Annotated in this window: 13 protein-coding genes; all 13 read right to left on the reverse strand. The window is 61.7% G+C overall.

Translation table 11 applies throughout. From position 1 onward, the window contains the following. Positions 1-1,169 (reverse strand): filamentous hemagglutinin N-terminal domain-containing protein (locus ACIP1U_RS31485; RefSeq protein WP_400323503.1); only part of this gene is annotated, 1,169 nt, incomplete at its 3' end. A 640-nt stretch (positions 1,170-1,809) separates the two neighbouring features. Continuing rightward, positions 1,810-2,238 (reverse strand): flagellar protein FlhE, encoded by a 429-nt coding sequence (locus tag ACIP1U_RS31490; RefSeq protein ID WP_400323506.1) that lies wholly within the window; start codon positions 2,236-2,238, stop codon positions 1,810-1,812. Next, on the reverse strand, positions 2,238-2,954 hold the full coding sequence (locus ACIP1U_RS31495; RefSeq protein ID WP_400323509.1) for an RNA polymerase sigma factor FliA: 717 nt from the start codon (positions 2,952-2,954) through the stop codon (positions 2,238-2,240). Before ACIP1U_RS31495 ends, ACIP1U_RS31490 begins: the two co-directional genes overlap by 1 nt. 102 nt (positions 2,955-3,056) lie before the next feature. Continuing rightward, entirely contained in the window at positions 3,057-3,851 is a 795-nt protein-coding gene (locus tag ACIP1U_RS31500) for a MinD/ParA family protein (protein WP_400323592.1), read from the reverse strand. Positions 3,852-3,862: 11 nt separating this feature from the next. Next, positions 3,863-6,253: a flagellar biosynthesis protein FlhF gene (gene flhF, locus ACIP1U_RS31505; protein ID WP_400323512.1), complete on the reverse strand. Its 2,391-nt coding sequence runs from the start codon at positions 6,251-6,253 to the stop codon at positions 3,863-3,865. Between the two features lie 34 nt (positions 6,254-6,287). After that, complete coding sequence (flhA, locus tag ACIP1U_RS31510; RefSeq protein WP_400323515.1) at positions 6,288-8,369, reverse strand: flagellar biosynthesis protein FlhA; 2,082 nt, start codon at positions 8,367-8,369, stop codon at positions 6,288-6,290. Then, positions 8,366-9,508, reverse strand: coding sequence for a flagellar biosynthesis protein FlhB (flhB, locus tag ACIP1U_RS31515; RefSeq protein WP_400323518.1), 1,143 nt, complete (start codon positions 9,506-9,508; stop codon positions 8,366-8,368). The genes flhA and flhB overlap by 4 nt, the downstream gene beginning before the upstream one ends. A gap of 520 nt (positions 9,509-10,028) precedes the next feature. Beyond that, on the reverse strand, positions 10,029-11,933 hold the full coding sequence (drt3b, locus tag ACIP1U_RS31520; protein WP_400323520.1) for an antiviral reverse transcriptase Drt3b: 1,905 nt from the start codon (positions 11,931-11,933) through the stop codon (positions 10,029-10,031). Further along, entirely contained in the window at positions 11,926-13,188 is a 1,263-nt protein-coding gene (gene drt3a / locus ACIP1U_RS31525; RefSeq protein ID WP_400323522.1) for an antiviral reverse transcriptase Drt3a, read from the reverse strand. The genes drt3b and drt3a overlap by 8 nt, the downstream gene beginning before the upstream one ends. 469 nt (positions 13,189-13,657) lie before the next feature. Next, entirely contained in the window at positions 13,658-14,428 is a 771-nt protein-coding gene (locus ACIP1U_RS31530) for a GIY-YIG nuclease family protein (RefSeq protein WP_400323524.1), read from the reverse strand. Between the two features lie 609 nt (positions 14,429-15,037). Further along, the gene (locus ACIP1U_RS31535; protein ID WP_400323527.1) at positions 15,038-15,328 is read right to left on the reverse strand and encodes a hypothetical protein; all 291 of its coding nucleotides are present in this window, start codon (positions 15,326-15,328) and stop codon (positions 15,038-15,040) included. A gap of 656 nt (positions 15,329-15,984) precedes the next feature. After that, positions 15,985-16,620, reverse strand: coding sequence for a protein phosphatase CheZ (gene cheZ, locus ACIP1U_RS31540; protein WP_400323529.1), 636 nt, complete (start codon positions 16,618-16,620; stop codon positions 15,985-15,987). Positions 16,621-16,638: 18 nt separating this feature from the next. Then, on the reverse strand, positions 16,639-17,025 hold the full coding sequence (gene cheY / locus ACIP1U_RS31545) for a chemotaxis response regulator CheY (protein WP_400323531.1): 387 nt from the start codon (positions 17,023-17,025) through the stop codon (positions 16,639-16,641). Positions 17,026-17,073 lie beyond the last annotated feature (48 nt).

The following is a 17,073-nucleotide window of genomic DNA, read 5'->3' on the forward strand; positions in this document are numbered from 1 at the left end:
TAGGCATTGACCCATTGCTGCGCGGCCAGCGTGCCGCTGTTGGTCAGCGTGCCGTCGGTGTTGATCGAGGCGGCGCCTTTGGCGTAGGTGGTGCCGCTGTTGTCGATGCCATCGCGCGCATAGGCGACGAAGCTGCCGCTCGCGTTCGTCTGGCCGGTTAGGATCAACTGGCCCTGCGCCGTCAGGGTCAGGTCGCCGGCCTGGGCCGCCTGGACGCCGCGCAAGGACACGCCGACACCGTTCTCGTTAGAGGCGAGAATGATCTTGTTCGCATACATCCCGCCCAGCTGGCTTACGTCGATGCCCACCGCTGGCACCGCGCCCGTTCCCGCAATCGGCGTGGCCTGCAGGGTGTTGTAGTCAACCTGATTGGCGCCAGCAATCACGCTGAGGCGGTTGCCGTAAATGGCGGCATTGGCCTGCACGGCGCGCGCGATCAGGTCCACCTGATCCACATTCACCGCGTTCAGGCCATCGCCCTGCACGGTGATCTGGCCACCGGTCACGCGGTAGGCGTCGAGGCTGCCGCTGCCGCCGAAGACCGGTGATCCCGTGGTGAGGGTCGCGCGGGTGGTATTGATGAAGCCAAGCCCATCCACCAGCAACCCATTTGGATTGGCCACCACGACCTGGGCACCGGGGCCTGCCACCTCGATGTAGCCGCGCAACTGGCTCGGGCTCGCGGTTGGACTGTTGACCTGGTTGACGATGATCCGCGCCGAGCCGCCAGGCAGCAGGTTCGGGTTGCCGTTCACATACCCCGCCTGCTGGGTGTTCGTGACGACCGGCGAGTTGTTCAGGATCACGCCCGCCTTCGGTACATCGAATTGCGTGTAGCCGTTGGTGGACACCCCGGCGGCGGATGGCCTGGTGATGTTCACTTGCTGGATGCCGTTGGCCGTCTGCACCACGGTCGGCCGGTTGGCGCCGGCATTGGGATCGGCCACCACCTGCGCGAGGCTCACCACTGGCAGGCCGGTCAGCAGCAACACCGCCAGCGTGATCGCCGGCAGGGCAAAGCGGGCCACCGATACCGCGTCCAGTACAGTAGCGCGCACCGCACGCGTGGCTCCTTGGCGGCCCTTGCCATACCCTGCTGCACATTCCTGCACCGCGACCAGCATGTTCCTGGCACGGCTGAAGACGAGACGATAGAAATTGCTGTTCATAGCTTGGACTTCTGATTCTGTTGCTGATCTGAACTGCGAATGCGGTACGCCGGCCCCTGCTGATGGCCAATGTGATGCGGCTTCCCCTGGCGCAAGCGGAAAAAAACCCAGGCCGCACTGGACGAACGCCCTGGGGGAGCAGAGAAATGGACGAGCCTGCGGGGAAAGCCAGCTCATCCGCAGCAGCGTCAACCCACTGACACTGCTACGGATGGCATTAACTCACTCCGCCGTGACTGCGGTCTATAGGATTAATCCGAAAATGGATGTGCTTTTTCGGAATCGAAATTCGAGACCGTCAGTGCGAACGGCACTCGTACAGGTACGCCAGCACGTCCCAGTATTCCAGGCTGACCTCGCCGAATTGCAGCGTGATCTGGAGGTAGGCCGACAGGGCCGCGTGGAACCCTGCACCGTAGGATGCGGATCGATCGTGCTTAACACGGTTGCACAGCCATGCACAGTAAATTCAATTAAATCAATAACTTACCGTACTTGTAACCCCGATGATAGGCCGAACTGCTAGTAGTGACTTTTTGTCGCTCGGACAAAAGGTTACCCGCCCTATAGGGCGGAACCGGGCGCATCAAATCTCCACCAGATGCCCAGCCGCAAGGCACAACAAAACAAAAAAAGCCCCCTACCGAAATCCAACCACCACCTCAGCACTCCGCCCCTGCAAAACCGGCACCAGACTCCCCTGCCCCGGCACCCGGAACGCAAACACAAACCCCTTGGTAGCATCATCCCCGGAGAACGCTGAAGTCTGCCCCTCGGCCTGAGGCAACATCACACACCGCTGCGCATTGCAGAGATATGCCTGCAGCTCTAAAGGCGGCGTCTGCGCGAAGCGATAACGCCACCGCACCGTAGTAATCACCCCTTCGGACTGAGGTAACACCCCTGCTGGCTGAATAGGCGCCGATACGGCCCGCTGCCCCCGCCCATGCAACGCCGGCCCATTGACCGACCCGGTCCACGCATGCCGCGTCCCACCTTCATTCGCCGCCCAGGCACACGCAGACACCGCCACAAGCGCGAGACAGGCGCCGCGCGCCAAGCCAGCCATCACAACAACCCACGCAACTGATTCCGCAACCGCGTAATCGCCTGCCCCCGGATCTGGCACACTCGCGACTCGGTCACATTCAGCACCGCCCCGATCTCCCGCAGGTTCAGCTCCTGGTCATAGCACAGCGACAGCACCAGCTTCTCGCGCTCGGGCAGCCGGTCGATGGCGCGGATCAGCGCCTGGCGCATGCCACTCTCCATCAGCACCGCCAGCGGATTGCCGTCGTCGCTGCCGCCAAGATGGCGGTCGAGGAAATCCTCTTCGCCGGAGCGCTCGAAATCTTCGTAATGGAGCAGCTGGCAGCCATAGACCTCGTTGAGCAGGACCTGGTATTCGTCCAGCGGCATTTCCATTGCCTCGGCCACCTCGGAATCGAGCGGCGTGCGTCCGAGCTTCTGCTCGAGCGAGCGCTGGGTGCGTTCGATGCGCCGCGTGAACTGGCGCAGGCTGCGCGACTGCCAGTCGTTGGCGCGCACCTCGTCGAGCATGGCGCCGCGGATGCGCTGGCTGGCGTAGGTCTCGAAGCGCGCGCCGTGGGTGTCTTCATAGCGCTTGGCGGCATCGAGCAGGCCGATCATGCCGGCCTGGATCAGGTCGTCGATCTGCACGCTGGCAGGCAGCTTGGCGGCCAGCTGCAGGGCGATGCGACGCACCAGCTGTGCGTGCGCCTTGACCACATCGGCCTGGTCGAGCTTTCCCTGGATCGTGTACATGGTGCAATTCTCGTGAATGCTGGATTGCTGGACGGGCGCGCCACGCGGCGCGCCGGCTGGCTCAGGGTCTGGTTCGTTGGTAAGGCATGGCTCGGGCGGGGCTCATGCCGGCACGGGCGTTGCGGCGGGGGCTGGCGCCTCGGCGCGCAGCGGCCACCCGCCGATGCTGCCGGCGGTGCGGCGCAGCGCGCTGGTCGCGGGGGCGGCCGGGAAGGCCTCCACCACGCAGCGGCCGAGCTGCACGCCGCGCGCCACCAGCGGATCGGCCGGCAGCCAGCCGGCGCACAGCACTTCCACGCCCAGGTACTGGCTGGCGGTACGCGCCAGGTTGCGCAGGATCGCGTGCACGGCGGCCTCGGTGGTGGCCATGTTGACCACCAGGTGGAAGCGGCGCCAGGCGTACAGGTGGTGCAGGCGCTTGATGCAGGCGTACGCGGCGGTGATCGACGCCAGTTCCGGGCGCATCACGATCACCACGTTGTGCGCGCCGCCGGCAAAGGGCGACAGCGCGCCGTCGGCATCGGCGGTGGCATCGATCAGCACGCTGCGGAAGGCCGACAGCGCCGCAGCCGGCACCTCAAGCCCCGCGCGTTGGCGGCCAGCCGGCAGCACCGATACCGCGCCGCCGGTGCCGGCGCCCGCCGCGGCTTCCAGTGGCAGGCGTCCTTCCTGCACGTCGGCGAGCGTGCCGGCCGGGGTCGCGCCGGCAAGCCGGGTTGCGCGCGCCGTGGCCGGGTCCTCGTCGAGCAGCAGCACGCGCTCGCCCTGCATCGCCAGGGCGTGCGACAGGCCTAGCGCCACGGTGGTGGCGCCGGCACCGCGTTCGCTGGCGACCACGGCGATACGGCGCGTGGTACGCGGCGCCAGCATGCGCCGCAGGCTCTCTGCCTGGTCCATGGCAAGGGTGCTCACTGCAGGGCTCCCATGGTATCGACTCCCATCGCATCGGCCCGCATCGCATCGACCACCTCCACGGCAGCGGCAGGTGCCGCCGCCGTGCGGCCGGGATAGTTCTCCAATACGTCGAGCAGCGCCAGCATGCGGCCCATGCCTTCATTGAGCACGGTGCCCGGCACCGCCGTGCCACCCCGCACGGTGCGGCCAGCCAGCCGTGCCAGGAAGGCCGGGGCGGTCGCGGTCGGCGCGTGTTCGAGGCGCAGCACGGACAGGCCAAGCTGCAGCGCCGCGAGTGCGGCACTGGCGGCGTGCCCGGCTTCGGCATCCTGCGCGAAATGGTCGGCGGCATGGCGCAGCGTGCGCAGGCGCGTTTCGGCGGTATCCGACCACGGCGCCCAGTGCGCCACCTGTGCCGCGTCCGGCGCCAGCGCGGGGTCGCACAGCAGGTAGCGGGTATCGAGCAGTTCGCCGCTAGCGCGGTCGACCAGGCGCACCACCACCAGGCAGGCATCGATGCCGCCTTCGGGGGCGCCCCTGCCGCGGGCGGGGCTGTCGGGCACGCGCACTTCGGCAGTGGCGAGCCAGCGCACAGCCTCGCGATCGCGCACCTCTGCGTCGCCGACGGCGTGGAAGGTCAGCGTATCGGCGAGCGCGTCGAGCTTCCAGGCGGCGCCTGCGCTGACCACGCGCACGGTCTTGCGCGCGCCCGCGATCCAGCGTTCGCCCGCCTGCTGCCAGCGCGCCAGCGTGGCGGCGGACGGCATCGCGTCGACCAGGTTGACCACCTTGCGCGCAGCGCTCATGGCGGCACGCAGGTTAGCGGCCTCAGCGTCGGCCTCGCCCAGCGGCTGGCCGGCGCGGCCGGCGGCGGTGACGGTGGCGGCCAGCGGCGTGCCATCGCGATCGCCCAGCCACAGCGTGTGCTGCAGCGGCTGCGGCGTGCGGCGGCCGGGCACGCTGACCGGCAGCGTGGCTGCCAGCGCCAGCACGTACTGGTCGCAGGCGCGGTTGACATCGCGGCAGACGGCTTCGCGTACCTGCTGTGCCATCGCGCGCAGCACGGTATCGCCCGCGGTGCGCTGCTGCCACAGCGAGCGCGCCAGGTCGAAGCCAAGGCCCGCGCCATTGAGTTCCGCGACGCACTGGCCCAGCGCATCGGCGCTGTCGGTCAGCGAGCGCAGGACGTCGTCGGCGCCGCCCTTACCGCCATTCCCACCGTTCCCGGCCTGCTCGTCCGCGACGGTCTGGCGGCGGCGCGCGGCGTCGGCATCGGCGAAGACCGAGCCGCGGCGCGGCGTCAGGAAAGCGCGTTCGACCAGCGCGGTGCCGCTGGCCAGTTCCAGGTGCTCAGGCACGCGCTGGCCGGTGGAGGCGTAGAACACCGGCAGGCGGTGGCGGATCACCACATCGAGCACGGAGCCCAGGTGCGTGGCCTCATCCAGCTTGCTGATGATGCAGCCGTCGATGCCGCCGTCATCGGGCGCGGCATCGTGGCGGTAGGCATGCACGACTTCATTGAGCGTGTCGCCGTGGCTGGCGCCGTTGAGCAGCAGCACGCGCTGCACCGGCGCGGGCACGCCGGCCAGCATGGCGATCTGCTCCGACAGGCTGCGGTCGCGCTGGCTCATGCCGACGGTGTCGATGATGACCAGATGCTTGTCCTTCATCGCCGCCAGCGCAAAGCGCAGGTCGGCGGCGTCTTTCACCGCATGCACCGGCACGCCGAGGATGTCGCCGTAGATGCGCAGCTGCTCATGCGCGCCGATGCGGAAGCTGTCGGTGGTCAGCAGCGCCATCTTGTCGGCACCGTGGCGCAGCACGAAGCGCGCCGCCAGTTTGGCGGTGGTGGTGGTCTTGCCCACGCCGGTGGGCCCGATCAGCGCCAGCACGCCGCCCTGCGCGAACAGGTGGTCTTCGTCGCCAAGCACCGGCACCTTGCTGGCCAGCTCCTTGCGAATCCACGTCATCGCGGCGGGACGGTCGTAACCCAGCGGCAGGCGCGCCAGCAGCGTGCGCGCCAGCTGGCCGGAGAAACCCGCGCCCACCATCCATTCAAACAGCGATTCGCGCAGCGGGTCGCTGGCGGCAACGCCGTGGCCCGCCGCGGCGGGCGCATTGCCGATGCCGGCAAGCTGGCGCTCCAGCATCGCGCGCATCGACTGCAGCTCGCCGCGCAGGTCGCCGATGGCAGGCGCCTCCGGCACGGCCGTCGGCGGCGCGGGCGGCACGTAGGTTTGCGCGCCGGCCGACACGCTGCCCAGATCGGCATCGCGCATGGCGACGATCTCTACGCCGCCTTCGACGGTGCGGTTGGACAGCACCACGGCATCGGGGCCCATGGCTTCACGCACCTGGCGCATGGCTTCACGGCCGTTGGCGGCGACAAATTTGGCTACGCTCATCGTTATCTCTGTCGTGGGCTCTGTTGCTTGCACCTCACGCGCCGATCATGGCCGTGATGCGGATATTGCGGTTGTCAGGCACTTCGGCGTGCGACAGCACCCTCAGCTGCGGCAGCGTGCGGCGCAGGAAGCGCGCCATCAGCGGGCGCAGCTGCGACGGCACCAGCAGCACCGGGTCCAGCCCCATCTGCTCCTGGCGCGTGACCGCGCCCTGGGTCTGCTGCAGCAGCGCATCGGCCAGCCCCGGCTCGATGCCGCCGCCGTTGGTCAGCGCGTGCGACAGCACCCGCTCCAGCCCGGCGTCGAGGCCGATTACCTGCAGGTCGGCGTTGTTCGGGAACAGCTGCTGCGTGATGGCGCGGCCCATCGCCACGCGCACCATCGCGGTCAGTTCGTTGGGGTCGCTGATCTTGGGCGCGTGCTCGGCCACCACGTCGAGGATGGTGCGCATGTCGCGGATCGCCACGCCTTCGTCGAGCAGGTTCTGCAGGATCTTCTGCAGCGCCGTCAGCGAGATGGTCTTGGGCACCAGGTCTTCGGTCAGCTTGGGCGCATCCCTGGCGATGCGGTCCAGCAGCGCCTGCACTTCCTGGCGGCCGAGCAGTTCGGCCGCGTGCATGTGGATCAGGTGGTTCAGGTGCGTGGCGACCACGGTGCTGGCATCGACCACGGTATAGCCGTAGGACTGCGCCTGCTCCTTGATGCCCGCATCGATCCACACCGCCGGCAGCCCGAAGGCGGGGTCGCGCGTGGCCGCCCCCGGCAGCGTGCCGCTGACCTGCCCGGGGTTGATCGCCATCCACTGCCCCGGCATGGCTTCGCCGCGGCCGATCTCGACGCCCTTGAGCGTGATGCGGTAGGCGTTGGGCTTCAGCTCCAGGTTGTCGCGGATATGCACGACCGGCACCAGGAAGCCGATTTCCTGCGCCACCTTCTTGCGGATGCTCTTGATGCGGCCGAGCAGTTCGCCGTCCTGCGCGCGGTCGACCAGCGTGATCAGGCGATAGCCCACTTCCATGCCCAGCGGGTCGACCAGCGCGACGTCGTCCCAGCTGGCTTCGGTCGATTCCTGCGCCACTGCAGGCGTCCGTTCCTCGCGCTGCTTCACCTGCTGCTGCGTCGCCGCCTTGCGCGACAGGTAGCGGCCCATCCAGACCAGCACGCCGGACAGCAGCAGGAAGGCGAAATGCGGCATGCCCGGGATAATGCCCATCAGGCCCATGATGCCGGCGGTCAGGTACAGCACGCGCGGGTTGGAAAACAGCTGCCCGGTAAGCTGTTCGCCAACGTCCTGCTCATTGGCCACGCGCGACACGATCACGCCGGCCGCGGTGGAGATCACCAGCGCCGGGATCTGCGCGACCAGGCCGTCGCCAATGGTCAGCAGCGTGTAGTTGTGCACGGCGGTGCCGAAGTCCAGGTCGTGCTGCACCATGCCCACCACCATGCCGGCGGCGAGGTTGATGAACATGATGATCAGGCCCGCCACGGCGTCGCCGCGCACGAACTTGCTGGCACCGTCCATGGCGCCGTAGAAGTCGGATTCCTGCGCCACCTCGGCACGGCGCTTCTTGGCGGCGGCTTCGTCGATCAGGCCTGCATTGAGGTCGGCATCGATCGACATCTGCTTGCCAGGCATCGAGTCCAGCATGAAGCGCGCGCCCACCTCGGCGATCCGGCCCGCGCCCTTGGTGATGACCATGAAGTTGATCACCACCAGGATCGCGAACACCACGATGCCGACGGCGAAGTTGCCGCCCACCAGGAAGTGGCCGAACGCTTCCACCACCTTGCCGGCGGCGTCGGGGCCGGTATGGCCTTCGAGCAGCACCACGCGGGTGGAAGCGACGTTCAGCGACAGGCGCAGCAGCGTGGTAAACAGCAGCACCGCGGGGAACGCGGCAAAGTCCAGCGGCTTCTGCGTGTACATGCTGACCAGCAGCACCATGATCGCCAGCGCGATATTGAAGGTGAACAGCAGGTCCAGCACAAAGGCCGGCAGCGGCAGGATCATCATCCCGAGGATCATGATGATCAGCAGCGGCCCCGTGAAGGCCTTCATCTGGCCGGCCGAGCGCAGGCCAGGCAGGTTCAACAGCGAGCTCAGAGCGTTCATGCGCGGCTTTCCGGTACAGCGAGTTCATCAGGCACCAGCAGGTCCGACGGCGCCTGCGGCTGCGGGCCCTGCGAGTAGTGCCAGTGCTTCAGTTGGTAGACCCAGGCCAGCACTTCGGCCACGGCGGTATAGAGTCCTGCGGGAATCTCGTGGCCCAGCTCCACGTGGCGGTGCAGCGCGCGCGCCAGCGGCGGCGCCGACATCAGCGGCACGCGGTGCTCGGCGGCCAGCGCGCGGATGCGCGCGGCGACTTCGCCGGTGCCCTTGGCCACCACGCGCGGCGCGCCCATGCGGCCTTCTTCATAGCGCAGCGCCACGGCGAAGTGGGTGGGGTTGGTCACCACCACGTCAGCCTTGGGCACTTCGGTCATCATGCGACGGCGCGCCATGGCGCGCTGCTGCTGGCGGATGCGGTTCTTGATATGCGGGTCGCCCTCGCTCTCCTTGAATTCCTGCTTGACCTCTTCCTTGGTCATGCGCAGCTTCTTGAAGAACTCCCAGTACTGCCACGGCACGTCGATGGCCGCCACCACCAGCAGCGACAGCGAGACCACCAGGCAGCAGTACAGCACCAGGTCGACCATGTGCAGCAGCGCTTCCTGCACCGGCGCGTTCATCAGCGCGATGGCTTCCGGCAGGCGCTGCCACAGCACCCAGGCCCCGACCGCGCCAACCAGCAGCGACTTGGCCACGGCCTTGAGGAGCTCGACCAGCGAGTGGGCGGAAAACATGCGGCCCAGCCCGGCGATCGGCGACATGCGCGAGAACTGCGGCGCGAACGCCTTGGCCGAGAACACCCAGCCACCCAGCATCAGCGGCGCGGCCAGCGCGGCAACGCCGAACAGCAGCAGCAGCGGCAGGAAGGCAAGCAGGCTGTCCCACACCATCAGGGCAAAGCGCGACAGCATGCGCGAGGTATCGAAGGCGGTTTCCCGCTCGAAGCGCAGCGCGCCCTGCATGACCTGGTTAAGGCTGCGGCCCATGTGGCCGCCCAGCGTCCACAGCCCGACGACGCCGGCGATCAGCATGATGAACGTGGCCAGCTCGCGCGAACGCACCACCTGCCCCTCCTCGCGCGCCTTTTCCAGGCGCCGGGGTGAGGCGGGTTCGGTTTTCTCGAGATCGCTTTCTTCGGACATCCACGCTCCGTGCGAAGCGGCAAGCCGCTATTCGTCAGGACGGATTATCGAAGCGTGGGGGGGTTCCCATTCAGGGGAAAAGGCGGGGGATTTGGGTGTTGTTTGGGAAATGGGGGTGATTGGGGGTTAACGGCGGGGTGGGTGGGGGACTTTAGGGGAAAGTGGAGAAGGCGGCGACTAGCGGGTGGCTTGAAGCAAGCCCGTGCCATGGACGAACTCCCTCTGGCCAGCGCTGTGCTTGCTGCTGTGGGCTGGCGGTGGACAGTTGGCCGAGTTCGGCCAGTCTCCGCCATTGCCATTTGGGCGGCGAGCGACCGCTTTGCGGTAGTGAACTGACGCCGCCTCGGTTCCGCGAACTCGCACGGCGACATATCCGTGTTTGGAGTGGGGCAGATACGTTAGATGCCATGTGTGTGTCCGAAGACCCGTTCGAACCGAAACTGCCGATCGATCGTAAGCCAGGATCCCTGTACAACGTCCCCTGACTGCCTGCATACATACGTACCCGCCCCGGGCGCTACTATGCCACAGCGTACACAGGACGCAACTCCTTGCGACGAAGAATGTGATCGACATTGAGGCCGTCCCAATCAACGAAGCCAACCCGTTTCGCCACACGCTCCATCGTCGCAAGACTGATAGTCCCGCCGAAGACGTGTTTATAGACGCTGAGTTTATCTTTCCCCTGGACAGCCGGGGAGCTCAGAAAATCGCATAGCATTAGGAACAACTGGGACTCTTGTTTGGGGTCTCCAGCCAACAGCATCAGTTTCGCTCGGTCACAGAGGTCCAACAGTTCTTTCTTGAAATGCTCGGCATCTGAGAGATAGCAAAACTTTAGCGTAATGTATTTGAAATATGTCAAATCCTCAGCAGCAAGGCTCTTTAGCGCAATTTCAACCGTGTTGCTCGTCGTAAACTCTTGACGTAGAAAATGGGCGCCACAAATCAACACGTTAAAGTACTCTACTGCATCACCCACTTCGCCGTTCTTACCGAAAGTCGCGACTAGGAGGGACAGCTCATCAGCGACTAGATGCCTAATCTGATCAAGGTGATCGTCTGGCAATTTTTCGCTTATTGAAAATATCGCTTTTATGAGCTGACATGCGCTATAGGTGGTACGAACTCGAAGATCTAAAGCGCATAGGTGAAACGTTAGATCAAGGATTACTTGCGTTATCTTCAACCATTTATCAGCAGCATCCGCGGTGGCGTTCGACGTGAACTGTGCATTATTCCTAAATGCCGCTCTTCTCAACGCAGAAATCACCCAACCACTGACGCTTCCAATATCGATTCCGTGTTTTGCCGCGACTGAACGAACCTCCTTGAGAATCCCCCGAAGTTTGTTTAGCCGCATGGGGGACAGTTCCTCCTCGACTGCAAGAAAGTCCTCCAACGATTTCAGCCTCTCGCCCAACTCGGATCGCGCAAGCGTTAATGGCGTCACAAACGGTCGTTCATGGGTCTGAATCTTTTTCTCATTAAGATACAGTTTGACGGCACCAAGCTTCTCAGCAACAACCTTCTGAATATAATCCAGCAAATCATTACCCGACGCGAAGATTGCATAGTCATCCACATATCGTCTAATGGAATAATCACGTCCCTCGACGAGCATTTTTTGGGTCAGTTCTCGTTGAATTGATAAATCAACTTCCTGCAATATAATCTCGGCGAATATCCTCGAAAGCTCTGGGCCAACGACAATACCGTTAGTCTCGTTATAGTTCACCGTCTGCATCAGACGATCAAATCGTCCTTCAAACGAATACGAGTTGCTATGCAACTTAGCGAACCTCTTATCCTTGATTGCCCAACTAACGGAATGGGTGTATATATGATAGAAGCATTTTGAAATATCAAGCGTCCTCATAAACCTAAAGCGCTTCTCCAATCGAAGAAACTCTCTAGATTCGTAAAATTTGCTCAATAAATTATATTTTGAGTATGTAAAGTACGAAACGAAATGCGATGGACTTATTTCATCATCAGGATCCTCTTTTTCAACGATACCCTGCTTGGGGGAGACAGCATTATTCAGTATTTCTGCACCCGAATACATGGAGGCAATTGCATTTGGACGTCGCAGTGAATACTCGCTTTTTGCACAAAACGAAAGCAGCGACCCCTCATGGGCGGCGTAAAAATTGCAAATCTCCAACTGCCAGAGAGGATGAATAATACTCAACTCAGTTGTACGGGTGCTGTCTTTCCGAATTTGGTACTGATACGGAATTGAATAATGTTTAGGCGACTGCAAAATCTTGCTTATCGCCTTCCGGGTATCCTCATCCTCGTCTTCCCTCGTCACCAAGTAGAAAAACCTGTCATTCGTGAAAATGACAGGCACCTCATACGGAAGTGTTTCGGTAACTAATGCACGTTTATGCCAAGCTACAGAGTGTCGCTCTTTATGCATTGCGCCACACAGCCTTAATAGCTTGCACTCGATCCGGATGAAAGCGAACAGTCATTTTCATTGAAAAACCTTTATAAAATGAAATGTCGCGAAGTCGCTTTAGGCCAGGCGCCCCCAAAGGAGTACCAAACGCAGCACTGAACGTGCTTTTTTTACTAATCAAAAGAGAATGATAAAATGCATCCAGGGATTTCAATTCGGCGCACTTATGCGCCAACTTTTTACCTCCCTTATATTCGCCACAAAGATGATAATTGTAGTAAATTCCAGAACGAACATAGCGAGACGTTTTTAATGCAGGCGCACCATTTCGGAACGCATAGTAGTTGCTAGCCAAGAACCTAATTCTATCCTGAAGCAGCGCCAGATCCGGATGCTTTTGGTTATTCTTGAGCGCGCAAATAATGCGCGTCTTTATTTTCGAAATCTTTCTATCCGAAATGCCCACGGACACCACGCGTGGATTCTTCCCCGTCCCACTATTCAAAAAACCGAACTTATACCCCAGATATTCAAAGCTCTGAGCAACAGATTTCTTCGCATCTGCACAATCGAGCTCCCGACTGTAGGATTTTGAGCGATTGAATCGCAGGCCCGTTGGCTTAACAATTTCCTCTAACCTCGGAATAATGGAGTCTGGCTTGATGTACGAAAATATGAGAATATCATCAGAATAGCGAAAATATTTATATATACCCTCGATTTCCCGAATTTTTTGGTCAGTAGAGTGCATGACAAGTTCTGCAATAACCGAACTCATGCCAATCCCGCGCGGAATTCCGCGACCATTGCCAGGGCAAAACATCGAAAAATAGGATTTTATATATCGTCTAACACGACTTGGAATCTGCGAACTGTAGACGAGCCTTCTTTTAACATCGTCGGTAGGCAATGTCTCGTAAAATGACTGTATATCCCGCCGGATAATGTATATAGGAGTTGAGTCACCAAGCGTTTCAATGACTTCTTTGACAAGACTATCCCGGCTTCTTGGCACAATGCGGAATCTATGACCAAGATATCTCGCGATGGATCTGAGAATCAAGCTGTGCGAATAATTCTTAATTGAATGACACTGCCGTTGCTTGATTAGAGTCTTGAATGCTTTAGAGAATTCAGCGTTTCCCGTGCTGGCAGTAGCAACAGCTTCGGCCACAATTGCCGCACGATTAGTTTTCAGATCGATATTGAACCGACGCGAGTCTCCGACTCGCATGACTCTCGCAAATGCGCCGTCCGTAAACAGTTTGTGCACGCGACACCTTTAGTTGGTCGTTATTCTTCTCCTGCGATCTGTTCACACAGAGCAGAGCGCCCCCCATTGTTTCAGAGTCGCAGCCCATTTTCCACCCACTCCCTTGAAGTCGGGTACCCCCAAGGAACTGAGTCGCTTTTTTGCTTCCGTCAGGTCGGCCGCAACCCGCTGAATGCTGTGCCGTCAGTCAGCGTTCACACTTTCATCTGCACAAGACGGCGCCCATACTGACATCTCAAAGGGGAGTTCATCCTACGAGATTGATTCAAGCTGACCATGGAATGCATCTGAACGGCTGCATGCGTCAGATTGCTGCCACAGATTGCGGGGCGCCTAACGGCCTAGGTGGGTCGAGAGCGGAAGTTCGAAGTGGCGGCGGTGTTGGTGGGCCGATGAGCCTCCAAGCTCACCCCTTCGACCCGCAATAACCGCAAGCCTGATCCCGCCCTTCTGTTACAGAACCGTGTCGCTAAGAATTCTTTTGCTTCCACTGCCGCAGGAGGTCGCCAAGGATCTGACCGTCCGCGCCAACCCAACCGTCTGCGTTACTGCTAACCCCGCGCACGACCGTGGCAGCACCGGAAGCCGAAGAGAAAAACTGGTCCTGTTTCACAACCAATTTCCCGTTCTCAGGAACGATGACCCCAGAGTCGATCAGTTGTCGGCGCATTTGCGCATACTTTGGCATCCAGACATCGAAGCTCGGAGCGGATTCCCTTGCCACAGTGCTGCCAGCTTTCAGAACCACGCCACCCTCAACTGTTTCGATCGTGGCCCGGGCATCTTTCGACGTGCTATGGAACAACAAGCCCCGAGGCATCGCGGAATATACGGCGCGCCGTTTTCCCGTAGTGGACACATTGGGAGCGTCTACCTCTTCATCGACACTTTCCCCTCCCGCATGCGACGCTTCAAATTGCGAGAATCCCAATAGCGGCAGCATCAATAACAGATCGGCGAGCACATTCTCGACGAACGCATATTCCTCTTCACCCAACGCAGGAGTCTGCGGATTGTTCCCATTATCGAGCGTCATAACGCCCGCTTCCTGAGCGAGCTTAACCAGCTTTGACTCCAGATGCTGGATATGTGCCTTGTTCAGTCGCGTATCTGCGGTGAAGTACAACGCTCTCTCCCAAAAAGCCTTCTTCGCAGCATGGTCCTCAAGACGCTTGCCTACCGGGTCGCCTTCACCGATGTAGACTTTGGAAGAGCCTACAAGCAAGTAGATCCCAGGCAAGTTCCACTCTTTCCGACCCTTAACCTCGCCAAGGAGCGGTCGAGAAAAAATCGTTGCCTTGCCAATACCGTCGTCTCTGGTCGCAATCAATACACCCGTGGGATCACCCGACGGCACGAAAACTCGCAGTGAAAATGGCCTCACGCGGATATCTCCCCGGTCATCTGTTCCTCCGAATACGGTTTGTCACCTAGGCGGATGTTGGTCATGGTAATGCGTCTTTATATCCTACGTAATGGGTGAGCTCAGTTTAGCCTCTCTGTACGCTTACCGATGGTTGGCTACGTTCGGCCGGGCTGAGCCGGATGACAACAACGCATAGATGCTTCCGTATCGGGCGGAACTTGCAACCGGCGGTACAGCGTTAAACCGGGTTCCGCTGCTGAATACACTTGCCATCTATGGCCGCTTTGGATCGTTCTGCAACCCTCAGTCCCCACAGATCGGCAATGAGCTTCTTTCTTCGGGGAAGTAGCCAGGACGCGTGGAAATAGCCGGCGCCTCGGCCCCCCACCTCGCCAGCAAGCCGCCCGCCGGCGCCTGCCCAAAGATCAAATCGCCCAGGATGGGGCGGCAGCCGATTGCTCGGCTACGCACCCCGTCCAACGGTCAGTCAGCCTGCAATCCCTGGCCATGTAATGCGACCAGTTCACTCAACACCTGCGTCTCGTGCGCCAACCGGGCCGCGAGGGAGAGCAAGCCCTCCCAGGTTCCTTGGTCGAGATCCACCGGATCAAGGCTCGCAGCACCATGATCACTCGCCATGAGCAAGAGCCCATGAAGCTGCGCCGCACGCTGTACTGCAAGGCTCAGCGGATTCTCGCCCGGGCTGTAGGCGGTCACGAGCATGTCGGCACCATTGTGTTCCGCTGTGATGCCGTGATGGCTATGGCTATACATGGCGCACCTCCGCATGCACGGCTAGCGCGTGCTGCTGCATTGTGCAGGTACTGGAGATTGCCAATCGCCCAGAATGGGCAAGTAAGGACTGAAGCATGGGAATGCCCCCTAACCATACAGGTTCAGTCCCGCTCCCCGGGTGCTGATAGGGGTGGGCGGGCACAAGGCAGGGTTAGCAGACCGGGGATTAGGAGCCGGCGAGCCCGGAGGCTCCCCTGCCAGGGCCCGCCCATTGAAGGGGCATGCTCAGGCACGGCGAACGTAAGGATACCGCCTGACGGCGGTCGTTCGGCCCTAATCCATTCGGGCTGCTAAACCCGGTCGCCACGACGCAGCGACGGACCCAGTATGAAGAGAGGCAGCAAGCGCGAGTATGGGCAAACTCTTAAAAGAGCGTTCATCGCCGAATTGCCGGGGATGATGCGGGTGCGCAGGTGTTGATGCGGTTGACTTCGTGGATGCGCCGGCCCTCTCCCCCGCCCCTCTCCCGCACGCGGGAGAGGGGAGAAAACATGCGGGAGGAAACAAGCTGTTGGGCTCGCATGCGACAACGCTGTGCCAGAGCAGCGACGCACTCCGTGCCCGAGCCTAAGAGCTGAGATTGGGCGTGCGCGCAGCGCAGCCGAAGGCTTCCCACCACCTGCCCAACCAAAACCTCAGAACCCCAAACTCGCCAGCAAATCATCCACCTGCGCCTGGTCCGACACCACATCCGGCTTCCCTTCCGGATTCACCTGCGGACCATTCATCAGCGTCGACGGCGCCTGCGCTTCCACACGCCGTTCGGACGGGACATTGTCGATCAGCACCTGCAGCAACTCCTGCTCCAGCGTGCGGATCATGTCCATCATCTTCTTGATCACCTGCCCGGTCAGGTCCTGGAAGTCCTGCGCCATCATGATGTCGAGCAGGTGGCTGTTGGTGGCGCGGGCTTGCCCCGGCACCTCGGACAGGAAAGCGCGCGTGTCGAGCACCAGCGAGCGGGCGTCGGCCAGCTCCACCGGCTGCTCGAACCAGCCCGCCCAGCGCTTGTCCAGCGTCTCGGCCTGCTGCTCGATGTCGGACTGGATCGGCTGCGCCAGTTCGACCGCGTTCAGCGTGCGCTCGGCCGCCTGCTCGGTCATCGCCGCGATGTAGTTGAGCCGGTCGCGCGCATCGGGAATGGCCTGCGCGGCGCGCTCGATCTCCTTGTCCAGGCCGAGCTCGCGCATATTGTCGCGCAGCATCCGCGTCAGGTTGCCGATGCGGAGGATCAGTTGCTCGGCCGAATCGTTGCTCAGCGTCGGAGTCATGGCAAGGGCTCCTTTGGATCAACCGCCAAGCTTCTCGAAGATCTTGGCGATCTTCTCGTCCAGCGTGGCTGCCGTGAACGGCTTGACCACGTAGCCGTTGGCGCCGGCCTGGGCCGCGGCGATGATGTTTTCCTTCTTGGCCTCGGCCGTCACCATCAGCACGGGGATCTTGCCGATATTCGCGTCGGCGCGGATCGCCTGCAACATCGACAGGCCGTCCATGTTGGGCATGTTCCAGTCCGAGATCACGAACTGGAAGCTGCCGTCCTTGGCCTTCTCCAGGCCGGCGGCGCCGTCCTCGGCTTCTTCGACGTTGACGAATCCCAGCTCCTTGAGCAGGTTGCGGATGATCCGGCGCATGGTCGGGAAATCGTCCACGACCAGGATCTTGATGCTCTTGTCCACTTTGAGGGCTCCAGGTAAATGCAGTGTTGGCTAGTCGGTCCAGCTTGT

Source organism: Cupriavidus sp. NPDC089707, from assembly GCF_044748965.1.
GTDB lineage: Bacteria > Pseudomonadota > Gammaproteobacteria > Burkholderiales > Burkholderiaceae > Cupriavidus.